Below are 22,100 nucleotides of genomic sequence, written 5' to 3' on the forward strand. Positions count from 1 at the left end.
GCTGCCGGCCAGCCTCAGGCGCCGGCCCGCTCCAGCAGTTCCTTGGCGATGGTGTTGCGCTGTATCTCGCTGGTGCCCGTGAGCACGCGGTACATGCGCAGCATGCGGAACAGGAATTCCACGCGCCGGCCCTGGACGATGCCTTCGCCGCCATGGATCTGCACGGCGCGGTCGGCGATGCGGAACGCCGTCTCCGAGCAGAACAGCTTGCTCATCGAGGCCTGGGCGCGCGCGTCGATGCCGGCGTCTATGGCGCGGGCCGTCTGCACCATCAGCGCGCGCGCGGCCATCCATTCGGTGGCCATGTCGGCCAGCATGTGCTGTATGGACTGGAACTGGGCAATGCTGCGGCCGAATTGCTGGCGCCCCAGCGCATAGTCGCGCGCATCGCGCAGCGCCACCTGCGCCAGCCCCAGCATGGCCGGGCAGTGCAGCAGGCGGTTGACGGTGATGCGGCCCAGCGCCAGGGCCAGGCCCCGGCCCGGCTCGCCGATCAACTGGGCAGCGGGCACGCGGCAGCCGTCGAGCACGATGTCGCCCGTGCTCGATTGACCGGCCATGGTCTTGTAGCCGCTGACCACCTGCACGCCCGGTGCATGCAGGTCCACGAAGAAGGCGCTGATCTCGCGCTGCGGGCTGCCCTCGGGCGCGGTCGAGGCCATGAGCACGGCGAAGTCGGCAAACGGCGAGCCCGAGATGAAGCGCTTGCGGCCGTGGAGCACGTAATGGTCGCCTTCCAGCACGGCGCGCGTCTCCAGCGCGCCCGCGTCCGAGCCGGCCGCCGCCTCGGTCAGCGCAAAGCAGATGGACTTTTCGGCGCGTGCCACGGGCAGGATGAACTGCTCCATCTGCAAGGGCGTGGCCTTGCGGATCAGCGCGCCTATGCGCGGCGGGCCGCTGAGTTCGCCCAGCACATGGGGCGCGAAGGGCGATCCCGTGGCGTAGATGGCCTCCTTGACCAGCACCTGGTCGAGCACGGACAGGCCGGCGCCGCCCATGGCCTCGGGCAGGGTCATGCCGTAGAAGCCGCGCGCATGCGACAGCTTCCAGACCTGGCGCAGCAAATCGGTGGAGGCGCTGTTTTCATGGTCCACACCATGCGCGCGGGCGAGGTCGGCCAGTTCGCCGTGGATGAAGGCGTTGAGCGCGTCGATCAGGCCGGCTGCGCGCTCGGAGCCTTCAAAGGGCATTTCCAGCAGGGCAGCGTTGGCGGTGGGGAGTGTGTCTTTGGCGTTCATCTCAGTTCACCTTGCGGGCGTGGTTGGCCCAGTAGGGCGCCTGCACGGCGCGGCGCATGACCTTGCCGTTGGGGTTCTTGGGCAGCTGCTGCACGAATTCGATGTGGCGCGGGCGCTTGAAGCCGCCCAGGCGCTCGGCGCAAAAGCGGTCCAGCGCGGCACTGTCGCCGGCCAGGCCGGGCTTGAGCACGATGTGGGCGGCCACGGCCTCGCCCCATTTGTCGTCGGGGATGGCGAACACGCAGGCATCGGCCACCGAGGCATGTTCGTAGAGCACGGACTCCACCTCGGACGGATAGACGTTGAAGCCGCCGCTGATGACCATGTCCTTCTTGCGGTCCACGATGTAGACAAAGCCCTGCTCGTCCATGCGGGCCAGGTCGCCCGTGTGGTAGCGGCCGTTCCTGAGCACCTCGGCCGTCAGCTCGGGCGCGCGCCAGTAGCCTGCGAAGACATCGGCGCCGCTGACCACGATCTCGCCGATCTCGCCCTCGGGCACGCGGCGGCCTTCGTCGTCCACCACCTCCACCAGGGATTCCAGAAAGGGCCGGCCGCAGGATGCCAGCCGCTCGGGCCGCGACGCGCGTGCCTGCAGGTGGTCCTGCACCGTCAGGCCGCAGACGCCGGAGGTGGTCTCGCCCGCGCCGTAGCCCTGGGACAGGATGGGGCCGAACACGTCCATGGCCTGCAGGATGCGCGCGGGCGCCATGGGCGCTGCGCCGTAGCCCAGGCGTTGCAGGTCGGGCAGCGGGCGGTAGCGGCCGCCGATCTCGGCCAGCAGCATGTTGATCATGGTGGGCACCATGAAGGTATGGGTGACGCGCCGCGCCTGCATCTCGGCCATGAAGGCGCCAGGCTCGAAGCCCGAGAACAGGTGGATGGTGGCGCCCGTGCACAGCGCCGGCACCATCTGCATGCCCGAGGCGTGGGTGACCGGCCCCACCAGTCCCAGCACGTGGCCGGCCTGCATGCCCTCGCCGCGCATCAGGAACTTGCGCAGCTGGGCCAGGCGGTTGCCGAAGGTCTGCATGGCGGCCTTGAGCACGCCCGACGAGCCCGAGGTGTAGTGCAGCACGGCCACCTCGTGCTCGTGCACGTCCACGGGCTGGAAGCGGTCGCTGGCGCGGGCGAGCAGCGCTTCGTAGTTGCTGTCGGCAGGGCCGTCCAGCAGCAGCAGGCGCACGTCGGCAGACTGCAGGTGCGGCTTGAAGGCCTCGGCGCGCGCGGCCGTGGTCACGATGATGGAAGCATCACTGTTGGCCGCGATATCGCCTACTTCGCGTGGAGACAGGCGTGCGTTGAAGGGCGCCTTGATGAGACCGGCCTTGTAGCAGGCGATCTCGATCTCCACGATTTCCACGCAATTGGGCAGGTAGATGCCCACGCGGTCGCCGCGGGCCAGCCCCTGGGCAAGCAGGGCGTTCGCCAGGCGGTTGGAGCGCTGCTCAAGCTCTGCGTAGCTGATGCTGCGTGTGGCGCTGGTCACCGCAGGTTGCTCGGCATGGGCCCTGCAGCTGCGTGCGACGAGTTCGCCGACGTTGGGTATGGGGAGGGAATGGGGGTGGCCTGCGGTGGGCCGGGATGTCTCGTGCATGGCATTCCTTGGCTGAAGCCGCGCGTTTTGCGCGGCGTGCCATGCACTGTTGCAGAAGAGGACCGGGCCGGGGAAATACCGATTAGTGATTCAGTTGCATCAGAAAAATTGATGTCCAGACCAACCCTTGCCGTTTTTGCTGATGACCATCGGGCTGCTGCACTACGCTGGGCTGCTGCATCACATCTGCTGCGGATGCTGCCAGCGCGCCTGCCAGAGGCCCGCCGTGATCAGTTGCCGGGCCTGGTCCAGCAGTGCCTGCCGGACCACCTGCAGTGCCGGGTCACCGCCCCGGTTGGCCTGCACGGCCAGGAAGTAGCGGCGCAGCAGCGCGGGCGCCGCGACCTGGGCCACGATCCAGCCAGGCTGGAGGCCCGTGGGCGCCGCCTTGGCGCCCTCGCTCAGCCAGGCGGGCGCATCGCTCAGCGAGCAGGCGGGCGTGAAGGTGAAGCCCGCGCCGCAGTGGTAGAGCGAGCGGATGACGCGGGCGGAATCGTGTTCGTGGACGATGTTCAACCGCAGCTCCCGCGCATCGGCGGCGGCCTCCACGTTCTGGCGGATGGAAAAGCGGCGCGACTGCAGCACCAGCGGCAGCTGGCAGGCATGGGCAAAGTCCATGTGCGGCAGGCCGCCGTCCGGCGCCGGGCGCAGCAGCGGGGCCACGCTGCCATCGACATCCTGGCCGCAGACGTAGATGGATTCCTCTGCCATGGGCTGCACCTGCAGGTCATGCAGGCTGGCCGTGTCCACAAGAATGGCCAGGTCGGCGCGCCGGTCCAGCATGGCCTTTTGCACCATCAGGCTGAGGTCGTCGAGCACGAAGATGCGTATGCGCGGGTGGCTGTGGCGCAGGCTGGCAATCAGGGGGCCTGCCAGCAGGCTGGTCAGCAAAAAAGGCAGGGCGATGGTGACCGAGCCTTCGGGGCCCTGGGGCAGGCGCTGTATGCGCTCGCGCATGGCATCGGCGTCGGACAGCAGGCGGCGGGCGTCCTCGTACAGCTGCGCGCCGGCCGGGGTGGGGGTCACGCCGGCGTGGCTGCGCTCCAGCAGTTGCGCACCCAGCTCGCCTTCCAGCTTCTTGATCTGCGCCGTGAGCGCGGGCTGGGCCACGTACAGCGAGTGCGCGGCGCGCGAGAGGCTGCCAGCCTCCAGCACGGCGATGAAGTAGCGCAGCGCCCGCAGGTCCATCTCAGCCCAGGGGGCGGTATTGCGGGCGCAGAGCCTCGATATCGCCTTCGGTCCAGGCGCGCAATGCCTCCTGGGTGATCAGCAGCACCTGCTCGTCGCCCGAGCTGGTGTCCAGCCAGAACACGGGCAGGTCGGGGAAGGCGGCTTCGAAAAAGTCCTTTTCATTGCCGATCTCCAGCACGACCACGCCTTCCTTGGCCAGGCGCGAGGGCAGGTCCTGCAGCAGGCGGCGGATGAAGTCCATGCCGTCGGCACCACCGGCCAGCGCCAGCTCGGGCTCGGCCTGGTACTCGGCGGGCAGGCGCGACATGCTGTCGGCGTTCACATAGGGCGGGTTGCACAGCACCAGGTCCCAGGGGCCGGGCAGGGCGGCCAGTCCGTCGCTCTCCAGCAATTGCACGCGCTCGGCGAGTTCATGGCGGTCCACGTTGATGCGCGCCACGGCCAGCGCGTCGGCCGAGATGTCGGCGCCCGTGACCTCGACCTCGGGCCAGGCCATGGCCGCCAGGCAGGCCAGGCTGCCGTTGCCGGTGCACAGGTCCAGCACGCGGCGCGTGCGGTCGGACAGCCAGCCGTCGATGCTGCCGTCGGCCAGCAGTTCGGCAATGAAGCTGCGCGGCACAATGGCGCGCTCGTCCACGTAGAAGGGCACGCCCTGCAGCCAGGCCTCGCGCGTGAGGTAGGCGGCGGGCTTGCGCGTTCGGATGCGCTCGGCGAACAGCGCAGCCACTTCGGCCTGCTGCTCGGCGCTCACCGGCTGGCTGGCCAGGGACTCGGGCGCGCCCGGCGCCAGTTCGCTGTCCAGTGGCAGGCCCAGCTTCCAGAGCGTGAGCCAGGCCGATTCGTCTTCGGCCGTGGCCGTGCCGTGGCCAAAGGCCACGCCGGCCGCCGTGAGCGCCGCGGCGCCCGAGGCCACGAGGTCGGCGATGGTGCTGCCCGAAATGGCGGGAATATTGGCAGGGGTGGGGGCGGATGTCATCGTCGGCTCCTTGGGCGCGCGTTCAGGCGGCCTGCTGGCGCTGCAGCTCCTGGAGCGTGCGGCGGTAAATGTTCTTGAGGGGCTCGATGTCAGCCACCACGATGTGCTCGTCGATCTTGTGGATGCTGGCGTTGGGCGGGCCCACTTCCACGACCTGGCTGCAGATCTGGGCGATGAAGCGGCCGTCGCTGGTGCCGCCCGTGGTGGACAGCTCGGTCTCCAGGCCGGTCTCGGTGCGGATGGCCGCCTGCACGGCATTCACCAGCGTGCCCGGCGTGGTCAGGAAGGGCTGGCCGCCGATGGTCCAGGCCAGCTCGTACTCCAGTCCATGGCGGTCCAGCACGGCGTGCACGCGCTGCTGCAGCGATTCGGCCGTGGACTCGGTGCAGAAACGGAAGTTGAAGTCGATGGTCACATGGCCGGGGATGACGTTGGATGCGCCCGTGCCGCCATGCATGTTGCTGATCTGCCAGCTGGTGGGCGGGAAGAAGGCGTTGCCCTCGTCCCATCGCGTGGCGGCCAGTTCGGCCAGGGCCGGCAGGGCCTGGTGGATGGGGTTGCGCGCCAGCTGCGGGTAGGCGATGTGGCCCTGGATGCCCTTGACGGTGAGGCGTCCGCTCATGGTGCCCCGGCGGCCGTTCTTGATCATGTCGCCCGTGCGGTCCACGGAGGTGGGCTCGCCCACGATGCACCAGTCCAGGCGCTCGCCGCGCTCGCGCAGCAACTCGACCACGACCTTGGTGCCGTCCACCGAAGGGCCTTCCTCGTCGCTGGTCAGCAGCAGGGCAATGTCGAAGGAGGGAGTTGGCGTCTCGGCCAGGAACTCCTCCAGTGCCACGACAAAGGCGGCGATGGAGGTCTTCATGTCGCTGGCGCCGCGGCCGTATAGCTTGCCGTCGCGGTGCGTGGGCACGAAGGGCGGGCTGCTCCACTGCTCCAGGGGGCCGGTGGGCACCACGTCGGTATGGCCGGCAAAGACCAGCACGGGCCGGTCGGTGCCTGCGCCGGAGCGCCTGGCCCAGAGATTGCGCACGCGAAAGCTGTCGGGGCCGCTGTCGATGCGCTCGCAGGCAAAGCCCATGGGCAGCAGGGCATCGGCCAGGAGTTCAAGGCAGCCAGCGTCTTCCGGGGTCACGGATGGCAGGCTGATCAGCTGCTCGGTCAGTTGCAAGGTGCGGGACATGGTGGGAAGGTCAAAAAACAAAAAAGTCGGAGGGCTGGCTGGCGCCAGCGTGCTCCGACATTGTGAACGCTGCAGGCCCGGCCGTTCAGTTCGGCTTGACTTCCAGCATGATTTCGGTGAACGAGGGCATGTCGTCCTCGCCGGGCGTGGCCAGTTCGGCGAACTGGCTGGACGGCGCGGCATGGCCGGCCTTGACCACGTCGTTTTCCAGGCGCCACATCAGGTTGGTGGGCGAGTCGGCAAAGGCCAGTCCCTCGGCGCGGTCGATGCGGCCCGAGCGGATCAGCTGGGCCAGCGCCTCTTCAAAGGTCTGCGAGCCTTCGGCCATGGATTTCTCCATGGCCTCCTTGACGCCCGAGAAGTTGCCGCGCTCGATCAGGTCGGCGATCAGCTTGGTGTTGAGCATCACCTCGACGGCCGGCATGCGGCCGCCATCCACGGTGCGCACCAGGCGCTGGGAGATCACGCCCTTGAGCGCTGCCGACAGCTCGCCCAGCATGGTCGGCCGGATTTCCTCGGGGAAGAAGGACAGGATGCGGTTGAGCGCGTGGTAGCTGTTGTTGGCGTGCAGCGTGGCAAGGCACAAATGGCCCGACTGCGCAAAGCCCATGGCCGAGGACATGGTCTCGCGGTCGCGGATCTCGCCGATCAGGATCACGTCGGGCGCCTGGCGCAGCGCATTCTTGAGCGCAACCTGCAGCGATGCCGTGTCGGATCCCACTTCGCGCTGGTTGACGATGGAGCGCTTGTTGCGGAACTGGTATTCGATGGGGTCCTCGATGGTGAGGATGTGGCCCGTGAGCTTTTCATTGCGCGCGTCGATCATCGAGGCCAGCGTCGTGCTCTTGCCCGAGCCCGTGGAGCCCACGACCAGCAGCAGGCCGCGCTTTTGCATGATCAGCTCGCCCAGCACGGGCGGCAGGTTCAGCGTGTCCATGGGCGGGATGTGCTGGGCGATGAAGCGGATCACCACGGCGCAGCTGCCGCGCTGGTGCATGGCGCTGACGCGGAAACGCCCCACGCCGCGCAGCGGCACGCCCATGTTGAGCTCGCCCGTCTCGTCCAGCTCCTGCAGGCGCTCGGCCGGCACGATCTCGGCCAGCAGGCTGCGCGGCGCATCGGGCGGCAGCAGCTGGTTGTTGATGGGGACGCATTCGCCGTTGATCTTGATCAGCGCCGGCGCGTTGACCGCCAGGTAGACGTCGGACGCCTGCTTCTCGCCCATCAGGCGCAAAATCCTCTCCATCGTGCCCATGTGTTCCCCCAAATTCGTGTGCTGTAGCTGTTCTTGGATCGTTGTCACGCGCTTTTGACGTGAAACGGGCGTCCGCTGCCTGGTGGCCGGGGACGCCCTCGAGAGTATGCCTTGGTCCATCCCCTGAACAGGGGATGTTTTGGCGCCGCAACCACGCCTTTGGCGCGGTCCGGATGCAGGTCAATCGCGCAGCAGGTCGTTCAGGCTCGTGGTGGAGCGTGTCTTGGCATCGACCTTCTTGACGATGATGGCGGCGTACATGCTGTAGCGGCCGTTGTCCTTGGGCAGGTTGCCCGACACCACCACCGAGCCGGCGGGCACGCGGCCGTAGCTGGTCTCGCCGGTCGCACGGTCATAGATGGGAGTGGACTGGCCGATGTACACGCCCATGGAGATCACCGAGTTCTCTTCCACGATCACGCCTTCGACGATTTCGGAACGCGCGCCGATGAAGCAGTTGTCCTCGATGATGGTCGGGTTGGCCTGCAGCGGCTCCAGCACGCCGCCCAGGCCCACGCCGCCGGACAGGTGCACGTTCTTGCCGACCTGGGCGCAGGAGCCCACGGTGGCCCAGGTGTCGACCATGGTGCCTTCGTCCACGTAGGCGCCGATGTTCACGTAGGAGGGCATCAGGATGGCGCCCTTGGCCACGAAGCTGCCGCGGCGGGCCACCGCCGGAGGCACGACGCGCACGCCGGTGGCGGCGATCTCGGCCTCGGTCATGCCGGCGAACTTGGTGGGGACCTTGTCGAAGAAGTTCAGGTCGCCGGACTGCATCAGCACGTTGTCCTTGAGGCGGAAGGACAGCAGCACGGCCTTCTTGATCCACTGGTGCACGGTCCACTGGCCCACGCCTTCGCGCGTGGCCACGCGCAGCTGGCCGTTGTTCAGGGCTTCGATCACGTGGTCCACGGCCTCGGTCACTTCCTTGGGCGCGGCAGCGGGGGAGAGGCTGGCACGGTTGTCCCAGGCGGTGTCGATGATGGATTGCAGCTGTTGCGTCATATGGCTTTGGTGATCAAAGGGTTTGTGAGGAAAGGGGTGGCCAGGCGTGGCTCAGCGCTGGCGTGATTCTATGAATTGTGCAATGCGCTGGGCCGCCTCCAGGCATTCGGCGGTCTCGGCCACCAGGGCCATGCGCACGCGCCCGGCGCCCGGATTGCGGCCATTGGCCTCGCGCGCCAGGTAGCTGCCGGGCAGCACGGTCACGCCGGTGGCGGCATACAGCTCGCGTGCAAAGTCGGCGTCGTCCAGGCCCAGCGATTCGGGAATGCCGGCCCACAGGTAGAAGCTTGCGTCGGGCAGGCGCACATCCATCACGCGCGCCAGCACGGGGGTGACCTGGTTGAACTTCTCGCGGTACAGGCGGCGGTTTTCCTCGACATGGGCCTCGTCGCCCCAGGTCGCGATGCTGGCCGTCTGCACCACGGGGCTCATGGCGCCGCCGTGGTAGGTGCGGTACAGCAAAAAGGCCTTGATCAGGGCCGCATCGCCCGCCACGAAACCGCTGCGCAGGCCAGGCACGTTGCTGCGCTTGGACAGGCTGGTGAACATCAGCAGGTTCTTGTAGTCCGTGCGGCCCAGGCGCTGCGCGGCTTCCAGTCCGCCCAGTGGAGGCGTGCCGTCGAAGTAGATCTCGCTATAGCACTCGTCGCTGGCAATCACGAAGCCATGGCGGTCGGACAGCGCAAACAGCTTTTCCCATTCGGCCAGCGGCATCACCGCGCCCGTGGGGTTGCCGGGAGAGCACACGAAGATCAGCTGGGTCTTTTCCCACACGTCGGCGGGAACGCTGTCCCAGTCCACCGCGAAATTGCGCGCAGCATCGCTGGGGGCGTAGTACGGCTGGGCGCCGGCCAGCAGGGTGGCGCCTTCGTAGATTTGATAGAACGGGTTGGGGCAGATCACGCGCGCGCCGTCCTGGCTGGCGTCCACCACGACCTGGGTGAAGGAGAACAGGGCCTCGCGCGAGCCGTTGACCGGCAGCACCTGGGCGGCGGCGTCCAGCGCAATGCCGTAGCGCTGGCGCGCCCACTGGGCGCAGGCTTCGCGCAGCGCGGGCTCGCCGGCTGTGGCCGGGTACTTGGCCAGGCCGCCCAGGTCGGCGCTCAGCGCCTGTTCGATGAAGGGCGGCGTGGCATGGCGGGGCTCTCCGATGCCAAGGCTGATGGGGCGCACGCCCGCCGGTGGCTGGACCCCGGCGAACAGTTTGCGAAGACGCTCAAACGGGTAGGGCTGGAGTCGGGAGAGCAGGGGATTCATGGGCTCGCATTATGGATTGATGCGCTTTCGGCATGCCGTTGTCACAGGGGACTGCGGGTCTGCACGCTGGCTTTTTTGCATTCTGTTACCTATTCTGGCATGGTCTCGACTGGGGCCATGCCAACTCGTGTGGCGGGGCCTCGCAAACGGTGAATTCCAGATACCAATGACAAGAGAGGCAGACAGCTATGCAGGCAGGCGCTGGCATGGAAAAAGATGGAAGCAGGCATCGTAAGCATACATCCGGCCCAGGTGCCGGCTTCCTCGTATGCACGGTGTGGGCATTGGCGGGACCGGCGCTGGCGTTGGTGGCCGATTCGATGGGCCTGGGGCCCTGGGTTTGGGCAGCCTTGCTGCTGTGGGCCGGGCTGCTGCTGGGCGGCATGCACAGGCTCTGGTCGCGGGTGATCGGCGAGCGCGAATTGCTGCAGCAGGCCATGCAGGGCATCGCCCAGGGAGACCTGAGCCAGCGCGTGGCCGTGGAGGCTGCGGCCTCCCAGGAGGGTGCAGGCGCCGTCCAGACGCCCAAGGCCTTGCTGGGCGGCATGGTGACCTCGCTGTCTGGCATGGTGGCCGATGTGCGCAGCAATGCGGCCCTGGTGGCGCAGGCCGGGCAACAACTGGTGAACGAGCACCAGGCACTGTCCGATCGCACCGAACTGCAGGCCACCAACCTGGCCCAGACCGTGGTCAGCGTGGAGCAGCTCAGCAGCGCCGTGCAGCACAACGCCGACGTGGTGGGCGTGGTCCACCACCAGGCCAGCGCGGTGCGCGGCGCGGCCGATGAAGGCGTGGTGGCCATGGGCCGCGCCGTGGAGTCGGTGGAGACCATTGAAAGCAGCGCCGGCCGCATGCGCGAGATCATTGGTGTGATCGACGGCATTGCGTTTCAGACCAACATCCTGGCGCTCAACGCTGCCGTGGAGGCGGCGCGTGCGGGCGAGCAGGGCCGCGGCTTTGCCGTGGTGGCCAGCGAGGTGCGCTCCCTGGCCGGCCGCTCGGCCGAGGCGGCGCGCGAGATCCGCCACCTGATCGGCGATGCGCTGGCCCAGGTGGAGCACAGCACCGAACTGATCCGCACGGCCGGGCGAGGCATGGAGCGCGTGACCGAAGGCATCCGCCAGGTGGCCGAGCACATGGGAGAACTGTCGCAGTCCACCGGCAGCCAGAGCACGGGTCTGGCCGAGATCAGCCGCGCCGTGCACCAGATCGACGAGATCACCCAGCACAACGCGCAGATGGTGGGCCACGCGCTGGACCAGGCACGCGCGCTGCAGCAGCGCGCGCAGATGCTGTCAGGGGCGGTGTCGCGCTTTCGGCTGCAGCAGGGCACGGCGGAGGAGGCCGTGGCCCTGGTCGAGTCGGCCCTGGGCCTGGCGCGGCGCGGAGTGGCCACCGAGGCACTGCTGGCCGCCGTGAACGACCCCGGCCAGCCCTTCCATGACCGCGATATGTACGTTTTCGCCCTGGCCGCCGACGGCAGCTACCGCGCCTTTGGCGGCAACCCTGCGCGCGTGGGCGTGCGCGTGCAGGAGCTGCCAGGCGTGCGGGGTGAGCAGCTGCTGGCCGACATCATTGCCCAGGCCGAGCGCGGCCCAGGCTGGGTGGAGTACGACTTCAGAAACCCGGCCACGCAACAGGTACAGACCAAGATGTCCTTCGTCTGCAAGCATGGCGGGCTGTACTGGGGATGCGGCGTCTACAAGAGTCTGGCGCTGGCGGCATAGCCTTGGCCTGGAAGGCAGACTGCCGCCTGGCGGGCTTCACTGGCACGCGTTCGGCGATGAACCGCCGCCCGCGCGCTGGGCACGAGCGCGGGCCAGGATGGCGGCGATGGTGGCCTGCTTGCTCTCGGCCACGGGAGGTGCGGGGCAGGGTGCGTGAGGGCTGGCGTCGTCGTCGGCTGCCTGCTCTGCCTGCGCACGAGGCGTCGGTGCCCGGCTTGCACTCAAACGCTCGCGCTCCACTTCACGCTCGCGGTGCAGCACATAGCGCTGGCGCGCATGCTCGGCCTGCTGGGGGCTCCAGGCAGACCAGCCTGTGGCCGGGCCGCTGGCGTTGTGCAGTTCGATGCAATCGACCGGACACACGGGAATGCACAGTTCGCATCCCGTACAGTGGGCTGCGATCACCGTGTGCATGAACTTGTTGGCCCCCAGGATGGCATCCGTGGGGCAGGCCTTGATGCACAGGGTGCAACCGATGCACCAGGCCTCGTCGATCACGGCCACGGTGCGCGGGGCTTCCATGCCGTGCTCGGCGCTCAGCGCAACAACGGGCCGGCCCGTCAATGCGGCCAGCCGCTCCACGCCCGCAGCGCCGCCCGGTGGGCACTGGTTGATGCCAGCCTCGCCCGAGGCCACGGCCTGGGCGTAGCTGGCGCAGTCAGGGTAGCCGCAACGCGTGCACTGCGTCTGCGGCAGCGCGGCGTCTATGCGCGCTGCCAGATCGTCGCGGGCGAGCATGGCGGTGGAGGACATGGCGTGGCGGGCTTGCTCGGGAATCAGCCTGCCTGCACCTTGGCGCCACGCTTGCGTGGCTGCTCGGCGGCCGTTGGCGCGTCATCGCTCAGGCTGCTGGCATGGCCTGCAGCGCTGGCGGCGGTGGCGCTCTCGGGCTGGTGGGTGCTGATGAATTCGCGCACCTGCGGATAGACGATCTCTCGCCAGCGGCGGCCGCTGAAAATCCCGTAGTGTCCCGCGCCCGGCACTTCAAGGTGCCTGCGCTGATCCGCGGCAATGCCCGTGCACAGATCGTGCGCAGCCCGCGTCTGGCCGGAGCCGGAGATGTCGTCCAACTCGCCCTCGATGGTCAGCAGGGCGCTGCCCTTGATGTCCTGCGGGCGCACCAGTTCAACCTTGTCCTCGGGCGAACGCACTTCCCAGGTGCCATGGACCAGCTTGTAGTCCTGGAACACCGTGGCGATGGTCTCGAGGTAGTAGTCGGCATCCATGTCGAGCACGGCGTTGTACTCGTCATAGAACTTGCGGTGGTGCTCGGCGCTGGCGTCGTCACCCTTGATCAGGTCCTTGAAGTAGTCGTAGTGGCTCTTGGCGTGGCGATCCGGGTTCATGGCCACGAAGCCCGAGTACTGCAGGAAGCCGGGGTAGACGCGGCGACCCACGCCCGGATAGCCTTCGGGCACGCGGTAGATCACATTGTTCTCGAACCACTCGAAGCTGCGGTTCTGCGCCAGGTTGTTCACCGAGGTCGGCGAGCGGCGCGCATCGATGGGGCCGCCCATCATGGTCATGGACAGCGGAGGCGTCTCGCCACGGCTGGCCATCAGCGACACGGCAGCCAGCACCGGCACCGTGGGCTGGCAGACGCTGACCACATGGCACTGGCCGTACTTGCCCTGCAGGTAGCGGATGAACTCCTGCACATAGTTCACGTAGTCGTCGAGGTGGAACTCGCCATCGGCCAGCGGCACCAGGCGGGCGTTCTTCCAGTCGGTGATGTAGACCTTGTGGTCGCCCAGCATGCTTTGCACCGTATCGCGCAGCAGCGTGGCGTAGTGGCCCGACAGCGGCGCCACGATCAGCACCACGGGCTGGCTCAGCATGGTCTGCAGTGTCTCGGTGTCGTCGGAGAAGCGCTTGAAGCGGCGCAGCTCGCAAAACGGCTTGTCCACTTCGACCCGCTCGCGGATCGTCACGTCCACGCCGCCGACATCGACGCTGCGCAGGTTGAACTCGGGCTTTTCGTAATCCTTGCCCAGGCGGTAGAACAGGTCGAACCCGGCGGCCATGCGCTGGGACATCGGACCCTGGCTCAGCAGCGAGTGGGGGTTGCTGTAGAGCTTGGCTGCAGCCTGCGCGAAATCGGCAAAGGGCTCGACCATGGCGCGCTGGATTTCGTAGAGCTGATAGAGCATGGATACAAGGGGTTGTTTGGATTTGTTGCAGTGCAATATATCAGCAGCACGCTAAGAAAATTGGTAGTAAAACCCCTCTAATGCTGTCGCTTAAGTGATAGCTTGACTGATGGTTGTAAGCTGGCGGCCGCCCAACCCCCGGCATTCCTGCAATGCAGTGCGGCGCGCTAGGCGGCAAGCGCCGCTTCGGCCGGTTTGGTGCGCGCAAGCCGCATCACCTCTGAAGGCGGCAATTGCTTGAACTGGTGGTTGCTCCACACCTGGCGCCAGCGCCGCGCACCTGCCAGCCCGTTGCGCAACCCCAACATATGGCGGGCTATCGAATACCAGTGCGTGCCGTGCGTGCGCGCCTCTCGCTCCATGTAGGCCACCATCTGCTCCTCGATGGACTCGCGCGTGTGCTCCACGCCAGCATCGCCGTAGTACAGCGCATCCCACGAGGCCAGCCACCAGGGGTTGTGATAGGCCTCACGCCCCACCATCACGCCATCGACCTGCTGCAGCAGCTCCTGCACGGTGGCGTCGGCCTTGATGCCGCCATTGATGGCAATGGTCAGCTGCGGAAAATCCTGCTTGAGCCGGGCCACGATCTCGTAGCGCAGCGGCGGGATCTCGCGGTTTTCCTTGGGAGACAAGCCTTTGAGCCAGGCATTGCGTGCGTGAACGATGAACACGCGGCATCCCGCATCGGCCACCGTGCCCACGAAGTCGCGCACGAATTCGTAGCTCTCGTCCTTGTCGATGCCGATGCGGTGCTTCACCGTGACAGGCACGTCCACCACATCCACCATGGCCTTTACGCAATCGGCCACCAGCGGCGCCTCATTCATCAGGCAGGCGCCAAATGCACCGCGCTGCACCCGCTCGCTGGGGCAGCCGCAGTTCAGATTGATCTCGTCATATCCCCACTGCGCTCCCAACCGCGCAGCCTGCGCCAGATCCGACGGCTCGCTGCCGCCGAGCTGCAACGCCACCGGATGCTCCTCGGCCTCGAACCGCAGATGCCGTGGCACATCACCGTGCAGCAGTGCGCCCGTGGTCACCATCTCGGTATACAGCAGGGTATGGCGGCTCAGCAGTCGGTGCAGGTAGCGGCAGTGCTTGTCAGTCCAGTCCATCATGGGTGCAACGGACATGCGCCACATGCTGGCAGGTGCTTGGTTTTCTACGTTTGTCATTGATCTGATTGGGTTTTTTGCTCTGGCGTCGTTGCCTGGTTCTTCGCCATCCAACCCCGTTTTTGCTGATTTTCTCGCTGGCTTTGCCACATCCTTCACCTGTCGCAAAACAGATGGGACCATCACTTCACGCAAGCGCACGGATGGCTTGCTTGCCCGCTTGCCTGCACCGCACAGATCCGGCTGATGGAGAACGGCACGTTTGTCCACCGCGAAAGCCAGGCCTACCGTCGGAAAGTGCTGGCCAATGGGTGGCTGCGCAGGCGCGAGCACGAGATGGACCAGGAGCACGCTTCTGGCCAGGCGCCAGGCCGTGCGCAAGAAAATTTCAGTGGGGGAGCCACTGCGGGATTATGTCAGTGCGGTCAAAAACGTGACTGAGTGGGGCCGTTGCAAAAAGGCCGGCATCGCGCGGCTGCAGGCCTCTGGTCGGGCCGACCTCCAGGCCGCCAAGCTCACGGTGCAGGATCTGATGGGCTACACCAAGAAGCAGCGCACGGAAGACGAGGCCGGCCCGCCGCCGTGCTCAATGACATGGTGTGGCTGCGCCAGGTCTTCCTGCATGCTTCGGCCGCGCGCGGCATTGATGCGCCGCTGCAGGTGCTGGACCGCGCCAGCCTCAAGCGTGCTGCGCACGCAGGTGCCCGCCTACGCGGCCGGGCTTCAAGCGTGGCCGACAAGACTGCCTTGAATCCAAGTGAGAGCTCTGCCTGGAGCAAATTTCATCCATTGCGCGAAACTGGGGTAATGGTAGCTAGATGTAAGTGAGTGGCGAGAAGCGGATAAATTTGATCTTCATTCATTTGGTGTTGGTAAAGAATTTCTATCTGCACATTGCCTTTCGATGGCATATTGGCGAGGCCATGCATCGAATAAGACAAATGGAGGCACGCCAAATGAATGTTAGAGAGAGGCAAGAATCATTCGCGCCGCAATCGCGGTTGCAAGCATTGATGGTTGATTGCGAGGTGGAAGATTTTTCAGGGTTGGGCCTGTTGCTCGGTCAGGCTGGATATGATACGCGAATGGCGGCAAGTGCGCCGGAAGCGTTGACTGAGTTTGCTGGTGGACGAATTGACTTGTTGATATGCAATACGCGTGTAATTGACAAGGATGGTGGGCAGTGGCTGGAAAATCTCGTTGGGCAGTCCCCTGATCTGTTCGTGATTTTTCTTTCGGAGTGCAGTCCCGTGGCAATTACGAAAGGCCTTGGTCGGTTGCTGGGCTTGCACCGCCATATAGTCAAACCTTGGAATAGTGAGCAATTTTTGGCTGTCATTGAGCAACTGAATGATCAAAAAATTACACGCTATGAGAATATTCGGCTAGAGCAAAAAAATAGAGCGCTGACGAAGGAGTTGGCAGAACTAAATGCAACTGTTGAGCTGACTGCCCATGAGCATGACGACGAATTGTTGGAGGCACATAGGAAACTTAAAAAAAGCTTCGTCGCATCGATCCGAATGTTTTCAAATCTGCTTGAGTGGCGAGGGGGGATACTTGCCGGACATTCAAGACGCGTTGCGGATCTAACCCGCCGAACCGCAAGTATTATGCAGCTAAGTGAAGCAGAGCAGCAGAATGCTTTTGTCGCTGCGCTCATTCATGATATCGCTCATATTACTCTTCCCGATGGGATGTTGAGCAAGCCCGTCCCAAGTTTAAGTCATGAGGAACTGGATAAGTATAGAAACCATAGCAGTTTGGGGGAGCAGCTGCTTCTGTCGATAGATGATGCGCATCTTGTCGCTACTCTAGTCAGGTCTCACCATGAGCGATTCGATGGGGCAGGTTACCCTGATGGCCTAAAGGGGAAGGATATTCCAATAGGTGCTCGCATAATTGCGGTTGCTGATTTTTACGATGACCTGATGGTGGGGCATTTGAGCAGTAAGCCGCTAACTTGCGCAGAGGCAAGAACGCTCATTTCGCATAGTAGAGGAGCACAATTTGATCCAGAGGTTGTGGATGCTTTCTTGCAAATTGTGATTCAGGCGACCCCTGCTACCGACCCGGCTCCAATTAATGTTCCCTGTTCAGAACTGAGGCCAGGGATGATTTTGGCTCAAGACTTCGTATCGAGGGAAGGCTTGGTCTTGCTTACAGCAGGTCGAGTTTTGACGCCAGAGTTGATACGCAGAATGCAATTGCGTGTTGATCTTGGTCGAAAGTTTCCAATTCGTGCTGTAGCGACGGCTGTTTGATTGGATTGAGTAATTATTTTGGTCTGGACTAGGTCCAGTTTTTTATAGCCTTCGCTCTCTGGTTGTTTTTGAGAATTTGAGTAGAATTTCTCCATTGGTTGTAATTGCTTGTTTTTCTGATATGTCAGCTATAAGTGAAGGCGGTACTTCTGTTGAATACAGCTTGTTTTTGCTTATTCTATATAAAATCCTCGTTTTTCCGACTATGAATTCATCTCCTTCGATTATTCCTATATACCGGCCATTTTTTGTATAGGCTTTCCACCATCCGCCTTCGATCATTTTATGCCTCGCTGTGCTGTGATTTATTATTGGCGCCACCATGCCAATTCTTGAGCATGAAATGTTATTATGAAAGCCGCTCGATATTTCAATTGATGCAAAATTTGACAAAGTAATTGATTTTGATAATTTATTATCAAAATCACGCTTGGCAAGAGTAATATCTGAATATACGTGGAAACACGGATGGTCACTTGGCGTAAATCTCGACGTCGTGCCTACCAAGGCTGCCACCTTCGGCAGGATGAGCAAGGAACACATGCAGGCGCCGCAGTGGGAGCGCATCAAGCGGGATTGCTGGGGCCGGTCCTCGCTGCGCGTCCGTAGGACTCTCGCCACCGGAATCTTGCCCAGGGACCGACAGCCTGCAGCCTGTTGCTGGCACACCATGACAGCTCTGAAGCAACAGGAGCAATGAATGGCGATTTCAGAAAAGATCCAGGACCTGCGCAAGTGGGATGACTCTCGCAAGGGATTCACGGGAGAGCATTGGCTTGTGCTCGGTGCCGGCCTCTTGGCGCTGCGCCATGCCCGGCGCGCGGAAAGTGGCATGGGCCGCCTTGTGAGTGGTGCGCTGGGCACGGCACTGATAGCGCGCGCAGCCACGGGCCGCGACGGTGTATTGGGAACGGCAGGACGATTGGCTGCAAAGCCCACCCTGGCCGAGCGCCTGCTGATCGCCGCGCGCCGCCTGTAGACGCCCGGACAAAGGAAAGGCCCGCAGTTGCGGGCCTTGCTTTTTCAGGTCAGGCCTGCATCAGCGCTTGCGGCGCATGCGGCGCAGGCCGAATATTGCCAGCAGGGCAGACATCAGGATGGCGCCCCATTCGCTGAGCGTGGGAACGGCTGCTGCGCCGCCTGCTGGGGCTGCTGCCAGCACGGGCACGAGCGGATCGGCGATCACGCCCACGGCAGGGTTGGTGTCACCAGGGCCGTTGTCCGTGATGGTGTAGGTCACCGTGGTGCGCGCGCTGTCCACGATCACGTTCAGCGCGGTCGCAGGGTTAAACCAGCCGCCGACACCATCGGGCTTGCGGAACTGCACGCCTTCGGGGAGAGCGCTGGGATAGGTGAGAGTCATCGTCACAGATCCGGTGCAGTTTTCGGCGCTGAAAGCGAACTGTCCGCTGGGCGCTTGCAGGTTCGGTGGGGTGGAGGTCACAGGTCCGAAGCCGCCGCCAGGTTGCAGCGTGCAAGTGGTGCCGCCGCCGGACATCGTGGCAGACGGTATGCCGGTCATGCCAGGCACGCTGCCGGGCGCGCTCACCAGTTGCAGTTTGCGTGGCGTGGCTTGTGTGCTTGCAGAGGCTGCACCGGTTGTCCCGTTGGAGGCTGCGACCGTGAAGTTATAGGTGAAGCCATTGCTCAGGCCAGCCACGACGATGGGGGATGTCGTTCCTTGCTGAGTGATCACGCCAGGCGCACCGGGCACGGCCACGGGGGTCGCGATCACGGTATAGCCTGTGATGGGCGCGCCGCCATTGGAAGCAGGTGCAGTGAAGGTTACCGTAGCCTGCCCGTCGTCTGCAGCGATGTTGCCGATGGTGGGGGCTCCGGGTGCCGCTGCATTCACCATGAAGGTTTGAGACACCTGTGATGCAGGCAGGTAGCTTGCGTTACCACTTTGGTTCGCATCAACGGTGCAAGAGCCTGTGTTCACAAAAGTCAGCGTGCCGCCCGTGGTGACCGTGCACACCGCAGTTGTGTTTGCGCTGAAGGCCACCGGCAGGCTGGAGCTGGCCGTCGCGGTCAGTGTTGGCGTTGTGCCGAAAGTTTGGTCGCCGGGGTTTGGGAACGTGATGTTCTGGTTTTGCTGTCCATTCACCAGTACGCCGGTCGTGGCGCCTACGTTCGCCAAATTCAGCACAACGTTGGTGCCACCGCTCGTCATCGTGCTCCCATTGAGATCGATAGCGGTTCCTAACGACACTCCATTTGCGTCAACATCACCTGGCTGCACGGTATATATGAAGGTCAGGGCGGAGCTGTTGCTGCCACCGACGAAGTTCGCTTGCCGCAGAGTTGAACCAATCGTCAAAGGAATTGAGGGTGTGCCGCCAGCTGTGACGGTCACGGGAGCGCTGTAGGTCACAGTGAACTGCAGGTTCTGTCCAGCACTATAGGTTCCGTCGGGGGGAACACTTACTGATTGCACTGAGGCGGCAGGAGCTACAAGCGTGTAGCTCAGCGTGGTTTGGCAGGCTTTGGAGTCTGTGATGGTCACCGAATATTGACCGGGAGCCAGTCCTGTCGCGGTTGCCGCTGCGCCACCGGAGGGGGTCCATGAGTAAGCGTAGCCAGGCGTCCCCCCTGTCGCGACAACTGTTGCGCTACCGTTGTTGCCTCCAACGGGATTGATCTGCGACTGCGTGCCTGACAATGTTTCAGGCTGTCCAACGGTCGTAGACGCTGTTCCTTGCAGGCCGTTATTGTCAGTAACCGTAACTGTATAGGTGCCTGCTGTGAGCCCTGTTGCGGTAGCGTTTGTGCCTCCAGAGGGGCTCCATGAGTAGCTGAAGGGCGCAACACCGTTCTGGGTGATTTGGGCAGTGGCCGTGCCGTTGTTTGCCCCGTTACAAGAGGCATCGGTGTGGGACGCGGACAAGATCAGCTGTGCGCTTGCAGAGCCGGCGTAGGTGACAAGAGCAAAGATGCCGCCTAGCACCCATGTGCGGAAAACCCCAGAAGACATGTTGTTCCCTTACTTTGGAGATCGGCGCAATCTCTCTAGCTCTGTTTGCTGAACTTTTGTTTGATGACCAAACGCGCTGCAAATTGTATGAATTTGTGTATATTGTGTCTATCACTGAAACTTGGTAGTTACTCCGGCTAGGCGGCCTGGTCCTGCGGCGGTCGTCCCAAGCCTGCCAGCTTCGGGGGATGAGCACGGAATACAAGCAGTTTCCGCAGTGGGAACGCATCGAGCTGGACTACAGGGCCGGCATCAAGGGCCTGAGGCAGATCGCAGCAGAGCAGGACATCAGCCAGGGGGGGCGATCCGCAAGGCGCTGAGAGTGATTACTGGAGCTGGGTGCTGTCGGAGCGCATCCATGACAAGGCCGAGCAGTCGGTACGCAAGGAGGCGGTACGCAGCGAGGTCTGCGCGGAACGCAGGGCGTCCGAGCGGCCCACGGCCCTTGTGCGCTCACTGCGACGGCCAAGAAATACGGCAGGACTGAGAGCCATTATTCGAACTCTTCGGCGCCCGAGGAATGATCGTTTCTGAATGGCAGGCTTCGCTTGAGAATAGATCCGCAGGTGGTGATGACTGGACAAAGCGTCAACTTCCGGAGGGTGCTCTGAGGCTATATTCCGTCTGCGGGAAGCTGCGTTCGTAACTTGAACGCATGCGCCTGGGAGGGCGTTTCATGCGTGCGCCTGAAGCTGTGTCAAGGCTTGCGATAAATATTCAGAGGAAATTGGCAATGGGTATCGCTTTTCGTCAGACTGAAATCAACATCAAGATTGCCAAGAAGCAAGGCAAGGAGATTTCCAAGCTTCTGCAGGACAAGGGATGGATTGCCGAGGATATGCCGTTGGATGCCGCAATGGCAGCTATTGGCTGGCATGGAAAATATCAAAAAACTCTGCTGATAATTGATGAGATTGATGTTGATAAAATAACCAAACAGGTATCCGAACAGTTTGAGGCGCTGGCTTCTTTTGTGCGAGATGGAAGCTTCGTCCGTTTTGAATCAGAGGAGAGCAGTAAAGACTACGCTCTATGTGTTTTCGAAGGGGGCAAGGCTCATGGCTATGGATGGTTGGGAACCCATGAAAAGACCGCAGTGGTTGCCGCCATCGGAACTGTGCCCAGCGGTCCATGGAATGAGTATATTCATGACGAATCGCCTTCCCGAGAGAAGCTGACGGATCACCGCTATTGGGCAGTGGTGGCTTGGGAAATGGCAGAAAATATTCAGTTCATTGCCCGGAGTTCCACGAGCTTCAGTGCCAGAGACAAGGATCAATCTTACTGGATCATCCGGGCTTGTGAGGAGGCAAAAACCTCCCTGATCGGGAAACGTCCTCTCCTTGTTCAGGATATCCAGATGTATGAGAAGGGTGTGAGCCAGGTTCCGCAGCGCATTACGAGCGATGTACATGAAATGAAACTGCGCTGGCTAAAAGTGCCGCGCAAGAAGTTGGCAGCGCTGGATTTTGACATCAATGCTGATGAGCTACAGGAGCTTCTCCGTTATCGTGATACTTTTGCGCCAGGGAAAGAGTTCTTGGTTGATGGGCAGGAGGGTGTATATCAACCTGAAGTACTTGAATTCCTAGAATACCTGCGTGGAGCATCTTGGTTTCAGCAGCTTTGCAAGCTGGCGAAGGATGGCGAGAAGCGTATGGAGATCATTACGGAATTTCACGGGCTGATGTCTGATGTAATGGAGTCTGCCGATATGAAGGAGCTTTTGTTTAATCTGCATTGGAGCGCTTCCGCTGAGAAGGGAAGCGCTGCCCTCGTTCCTGGCGTTAGCAGTGAAGTGATTTCTTCGTATATGGCTGGCGAAATCTACAACGCAATGCAGAGAATCAGCCAACTGGCCGCGACAAAGTAGGTTTGCTGAGAGGCCTCTCTTGTAGGCGAAAGCACTCCGCTATCAGCCGACCATGTGAAGCCTCAGTTCGCGGGCATCAGCACGTCGTGCCAAGCCTGACAGCCTCGACGGAGTTCCGTCCGCGAGTTAATGCATACCGCAGCCCCCCCCTAAAGCGCCGCCGATGGCGGCATTGACCTGTTCGAGCTTGGCGTTATCTCCATCGATGTACTTCATGATGGGCGGCGGCGATGGCCCTGCTAAACGCAGTCAATTGAGACCGTGAATCAGAAGATGGATTAGCGATGCGCCTCCG

Annotated in this window: 20 protein-coding genes and 1 pseudogene; 7 read left to right on the top strand and 14 right to left on the bottom strand. The window is 63.3% G+C overall.

The window, feature by feature from the left end; genetic code table 11:
* Positions 1-14: 14 nt before the first annotated feature.
* The 8 genes from ACF8NF_RS17555 to dapC all read right to left on the bottom strand — a co-directional run bounded on the left by ACF8NF_RS17555 (position 15) and on the right by dapC (position 9,699).
* Complete coding sequence (locus tag ACF8NF_RS17555) at positions 15-1,238, bottom strand: acyl-CoA dehydrogenase family protein (protein ID WP_016453489.1); 1,224 nt, start codon at positions 1,236-1,238, stop codon at positions 15-17.
* Between the two features lies 1 nt (position 1,239).
* Positions 1,240-2,832, bottom strand: a complete 1,593-nt coding sequence (locus ACF8NF_RS17560) for a class I adenylate-forming enzyme family protein (protein WP_034363907.1) — start codon at positions 2,830-2,832, stop codon at positions 1,240-1,242.
* Between the two features lie 180 nt (positions 2,833-3,012).
* A complete protein-coding gene (locus tag ACF8NF_RS17565; protein WP_392450977.1) occupies positions 3,013-4,020 on the bottom strand; it encodes a LysR family transcriptional regulator in 1,008 nt (335 codons plus the stop codon).
* A 1-nt stretch (position 4,021) separates the two neighbouring features.
* Complete coding sequence (prmB, locus tag ACF8NF_RS17570) at positions 4,022-4,999, bottom strand: 50S ribosomal protein L3 N(5)-glutamine methyltransferase (RefSeq protein WP_034363908.1); 978 nt, start codon at positions 4,997-4,999, stop codon at positions 4,022-4,024.
* A gap of 22 nt (positions 5,000-5,021) precedes the next feature.
* On the bottom strand, positions 5,022-6,182 hold the full coding sequence (gene dapE, locus ACF8NF_RS17575) for a succinyl-diaminopimelate desuccinylase (protein ID WP_392450978.1): 1,161 nt from the start codon (positions 6,180-6,182) through the stop codon (positions 5,022-5,024).
* A gap of 85 nt (positions 6,183-6,267) precedes the next feature.
* Entirely contained in the window at positions 6,268-7,437 is a 1,170-nt protein-coding gene (locus ACF8NF_RS17580; RefSeq protein WP_016445943.1) for a PilT/PilU family type 4a pilus ATPase, read from the bottom strand.
* Between the two features lie 180 nt (positions 7,438-7,617).
* Positions 7,618-8,442 carry a 2,3,4,5-tetrahydropyridine-2,6-dicarboxylate N-succinyltransferase gene (gene dapD / locus ACF8NF_RS17585; protein ID WP_012205450.1) on the bottom strand — a complete coding sequence of 275 codons (825 nt, stop codon included), beginning with the start codon at positions 8,440-8,442 and terminating at the stop codon, positions 7,618-7,620.
* Positions 8,443-8,493: 51 nt separating this feature from the next.
* Positions 8,494-9,699 carry a succinyldiaminopimelate transaminase gene (gene dapC / locus ACF8NF_RS17590; protein WP_392450979.1) on the bottom strand — a complete coding sequence of 402 codons (1,206 nt, stop codon included), beginning with the start codon at positions 9,697-9,699 and terminating at the stop codon, positions 8,494-8,496.
* A gap of 188 nt (positions 9,700-9,887) precedes the next feature.
* Between dapC and ACF8NF_RS17595 the strand changes: the two genes are divergently transcribed.
* Positions 9,888-11,426 (top strand): methyl-accepting chemotaxis protein, encoded by a 1,539-nt coding sequence (locus ACF8NF_RS17595; protein WP_160852520.1) that lies wholly within the window; start codon positions 9,888-9,890, stop codon positions 11,424-11,426.
* Positions 11,427-11,462: 36 nt separating this feature from the next.
* Here the strand turns inward: ACF8NF_RS17595 and rsxB are convergent, their stop codons facing one another.
* From rsxB to dusA, 3 genes are all read right to left on the bottom strand, one after another.
* Complete coding sequence (rsxB, locus tag ACF8NF_RS17600; protein ID WP_392416868.1) at positions 11,463-12,179, bottom strand: electron transport complex subunit RsxB; 717 nt, start codon at positions 12,177-12,179, stop codon at positions 11,463-11,465.
* A 23-nt stretch (positions 12,180-12,202) separates the two neighbouring features.
* Complete coding sequence (locus ACF8NF_RS17605; RefSeq protein WP_016445947.1) at positions 12,203-13,576, bottom strand: polyhydroxyalkanoate depolymerase; 1,374 nt, start codon at positions 13,574-13,576, stop codon at positions 12,203-12,205.
* Between the two features lie 167 nt (positions 13,577-13,743).
* Entirely contained in the window at positions 13,744-14,721 is a 978-nt protein-coding gene (gene dusA, locus ACF8NF_RS17610; RefSeq protein ID WP_016445948.1) for a tRNA dihydrouridine(20/20a) synthase DusA, read from the bottom strand.
* Here dusA and ACF8NF_RS17615 point away from each other — a divergent pair.
* The 3 genes from ACF8NF_RS17615 to ACF8NF_RS17625 all read left to right on the top strand — a co-directional run bounded on the left by ACF8NF_RS17615 (position 14,711) and on the right by ACF8NF_RS17625 (position 16,958).
* On the top strand, positions 14,711-14,941 hold the full coding sequence (locus ACF8NF_RS17615) for a hypothetical protein (RefSeq protein ID WP_343739720.1): 231 nt from the start codon (positions 14,711-14,713) through the stop codon (positions 14,939-14,941). The genes dusA and ACF8NF_RS17615 overlap by 11 nt on opposite strands.
* A gap of 126 nt (positions 14,942-15,067) precedes the next feature.
* On the top strand, positions 15,068-15,445 hold the full coding sequence (locus ACF8NF_RS17620) for a hypothetical protein (RefSeq protein WP_343739721.1): 378 nt from the start codon (positions 15,068-15,070) through the stop codon (positions 15,443-15,445).
* Positions 15,446-15,542: 97 nt separating this feature from the next.
* Complete coding sequence (locus ACF8NF_RS17625) at positions 15,543-16,958, top strand: HD domain-containing phosphohydrolase (protein WP_392450980.1); 1,416 nt, start codon at positions 15,543-15,545, stop codon at positions 16,956-16,958.
* A gap of 42 nt (positions 16,959-17,000) precedes the next feature.
* Here ACF8NF_RS17625 and ACF8NF_RS17630 read toward each other — a convergent pair whose 3' ends face one another.
* Positions 17,001-17,492, bottom strand: a complete 492-nt coding sequence (locus tag ACF8NF_RS17630) for a hypothetical protein (RefSeq protein WP_392450981.1) — start codon at positions 17,490-17,492, stop codon at positions 17,001-17,003.
* A 166-nt stretch (positions 17,493-17,658) separates the two neighbouring features.
* Here ACF8NF_RS17630 and ACF8NF_RS17635 point away from each other — a divergent pair, with 166 nt between their 5' ends.
* On the top strand, positions 17,659-17,937 hold the full coding sequence (locus ACF8NF_RS17635; RefSeq protein ID WP_016445950.1) for a hypothetical protein: 279 nt from the start codon (positions 17,659-17,661) through the stop codon (positions 17,935-17,937).
* Positions 17,938-17,997: 60 nt separating this feature from the next.
* On the opposite strand, the gene ACF8NF_RS17640 is transcribed toward ACF8NF_RS17635, so the two are convergent.
* Complete coding sequence (locus tag ACF8NF_RS17640) at positions 17,998-19,314, bottom strand: IPTL-CTERM sorting domain-containing protein (protein WP_343739723.1); 1,317 nt, start codon at positions 19,312-19,314, stop codon at positions 17,998-18,000.
* A 207-nt stretch (positions 19,315-19,521) separates the two neighbouring features.
* A pseudogene (locus ACF8NF_RS17645) lies at positions 19,522-19,932 on the bottom strand (hypothetical protein); the annotation flags it as partial.
* 188 nt (positions 19,933-20,120) lie between these two features.
* Here ACF8NF_RS17645 and ACF8NF_RS17650 point away from each other — a divergent pair.
* Positions 20,121-20,252, top strand: a complete 132-nt coding sequence (locus ACF8NF_RS17650) for a hypothetical protein (RefSeq protein WP_257763298.1) — start codon at positions 20,121-20,123, stop codon at positions 20,250-20,252.
* A 413-nt stretch (positions 20,253-20,665) separates the two neighbouring features.
* Positions 20,666-21,805, top strand: coding sequence for a hypothetical protein (locus tag ACF8NF_RS17655; RefSeq protein ID WP_392450982.1), 1,140 nt, complete (start codon positions 20,666-20,668; stop codon positions 21,803-21,805).
* The last annotated feature ends 295 nt before the right edge of the window (positions 21,806-22,100 follow it).

Source organism: Delftia sp. WSY_22 (assembly GCF_043104185.1).
Lineage (GTDB): Bacteria > Pseudomonadota > Gammaproteobacteria > Burkholderiales > Burkholderiaceae_C > Comamonas > Comamonas tsuruhatensis.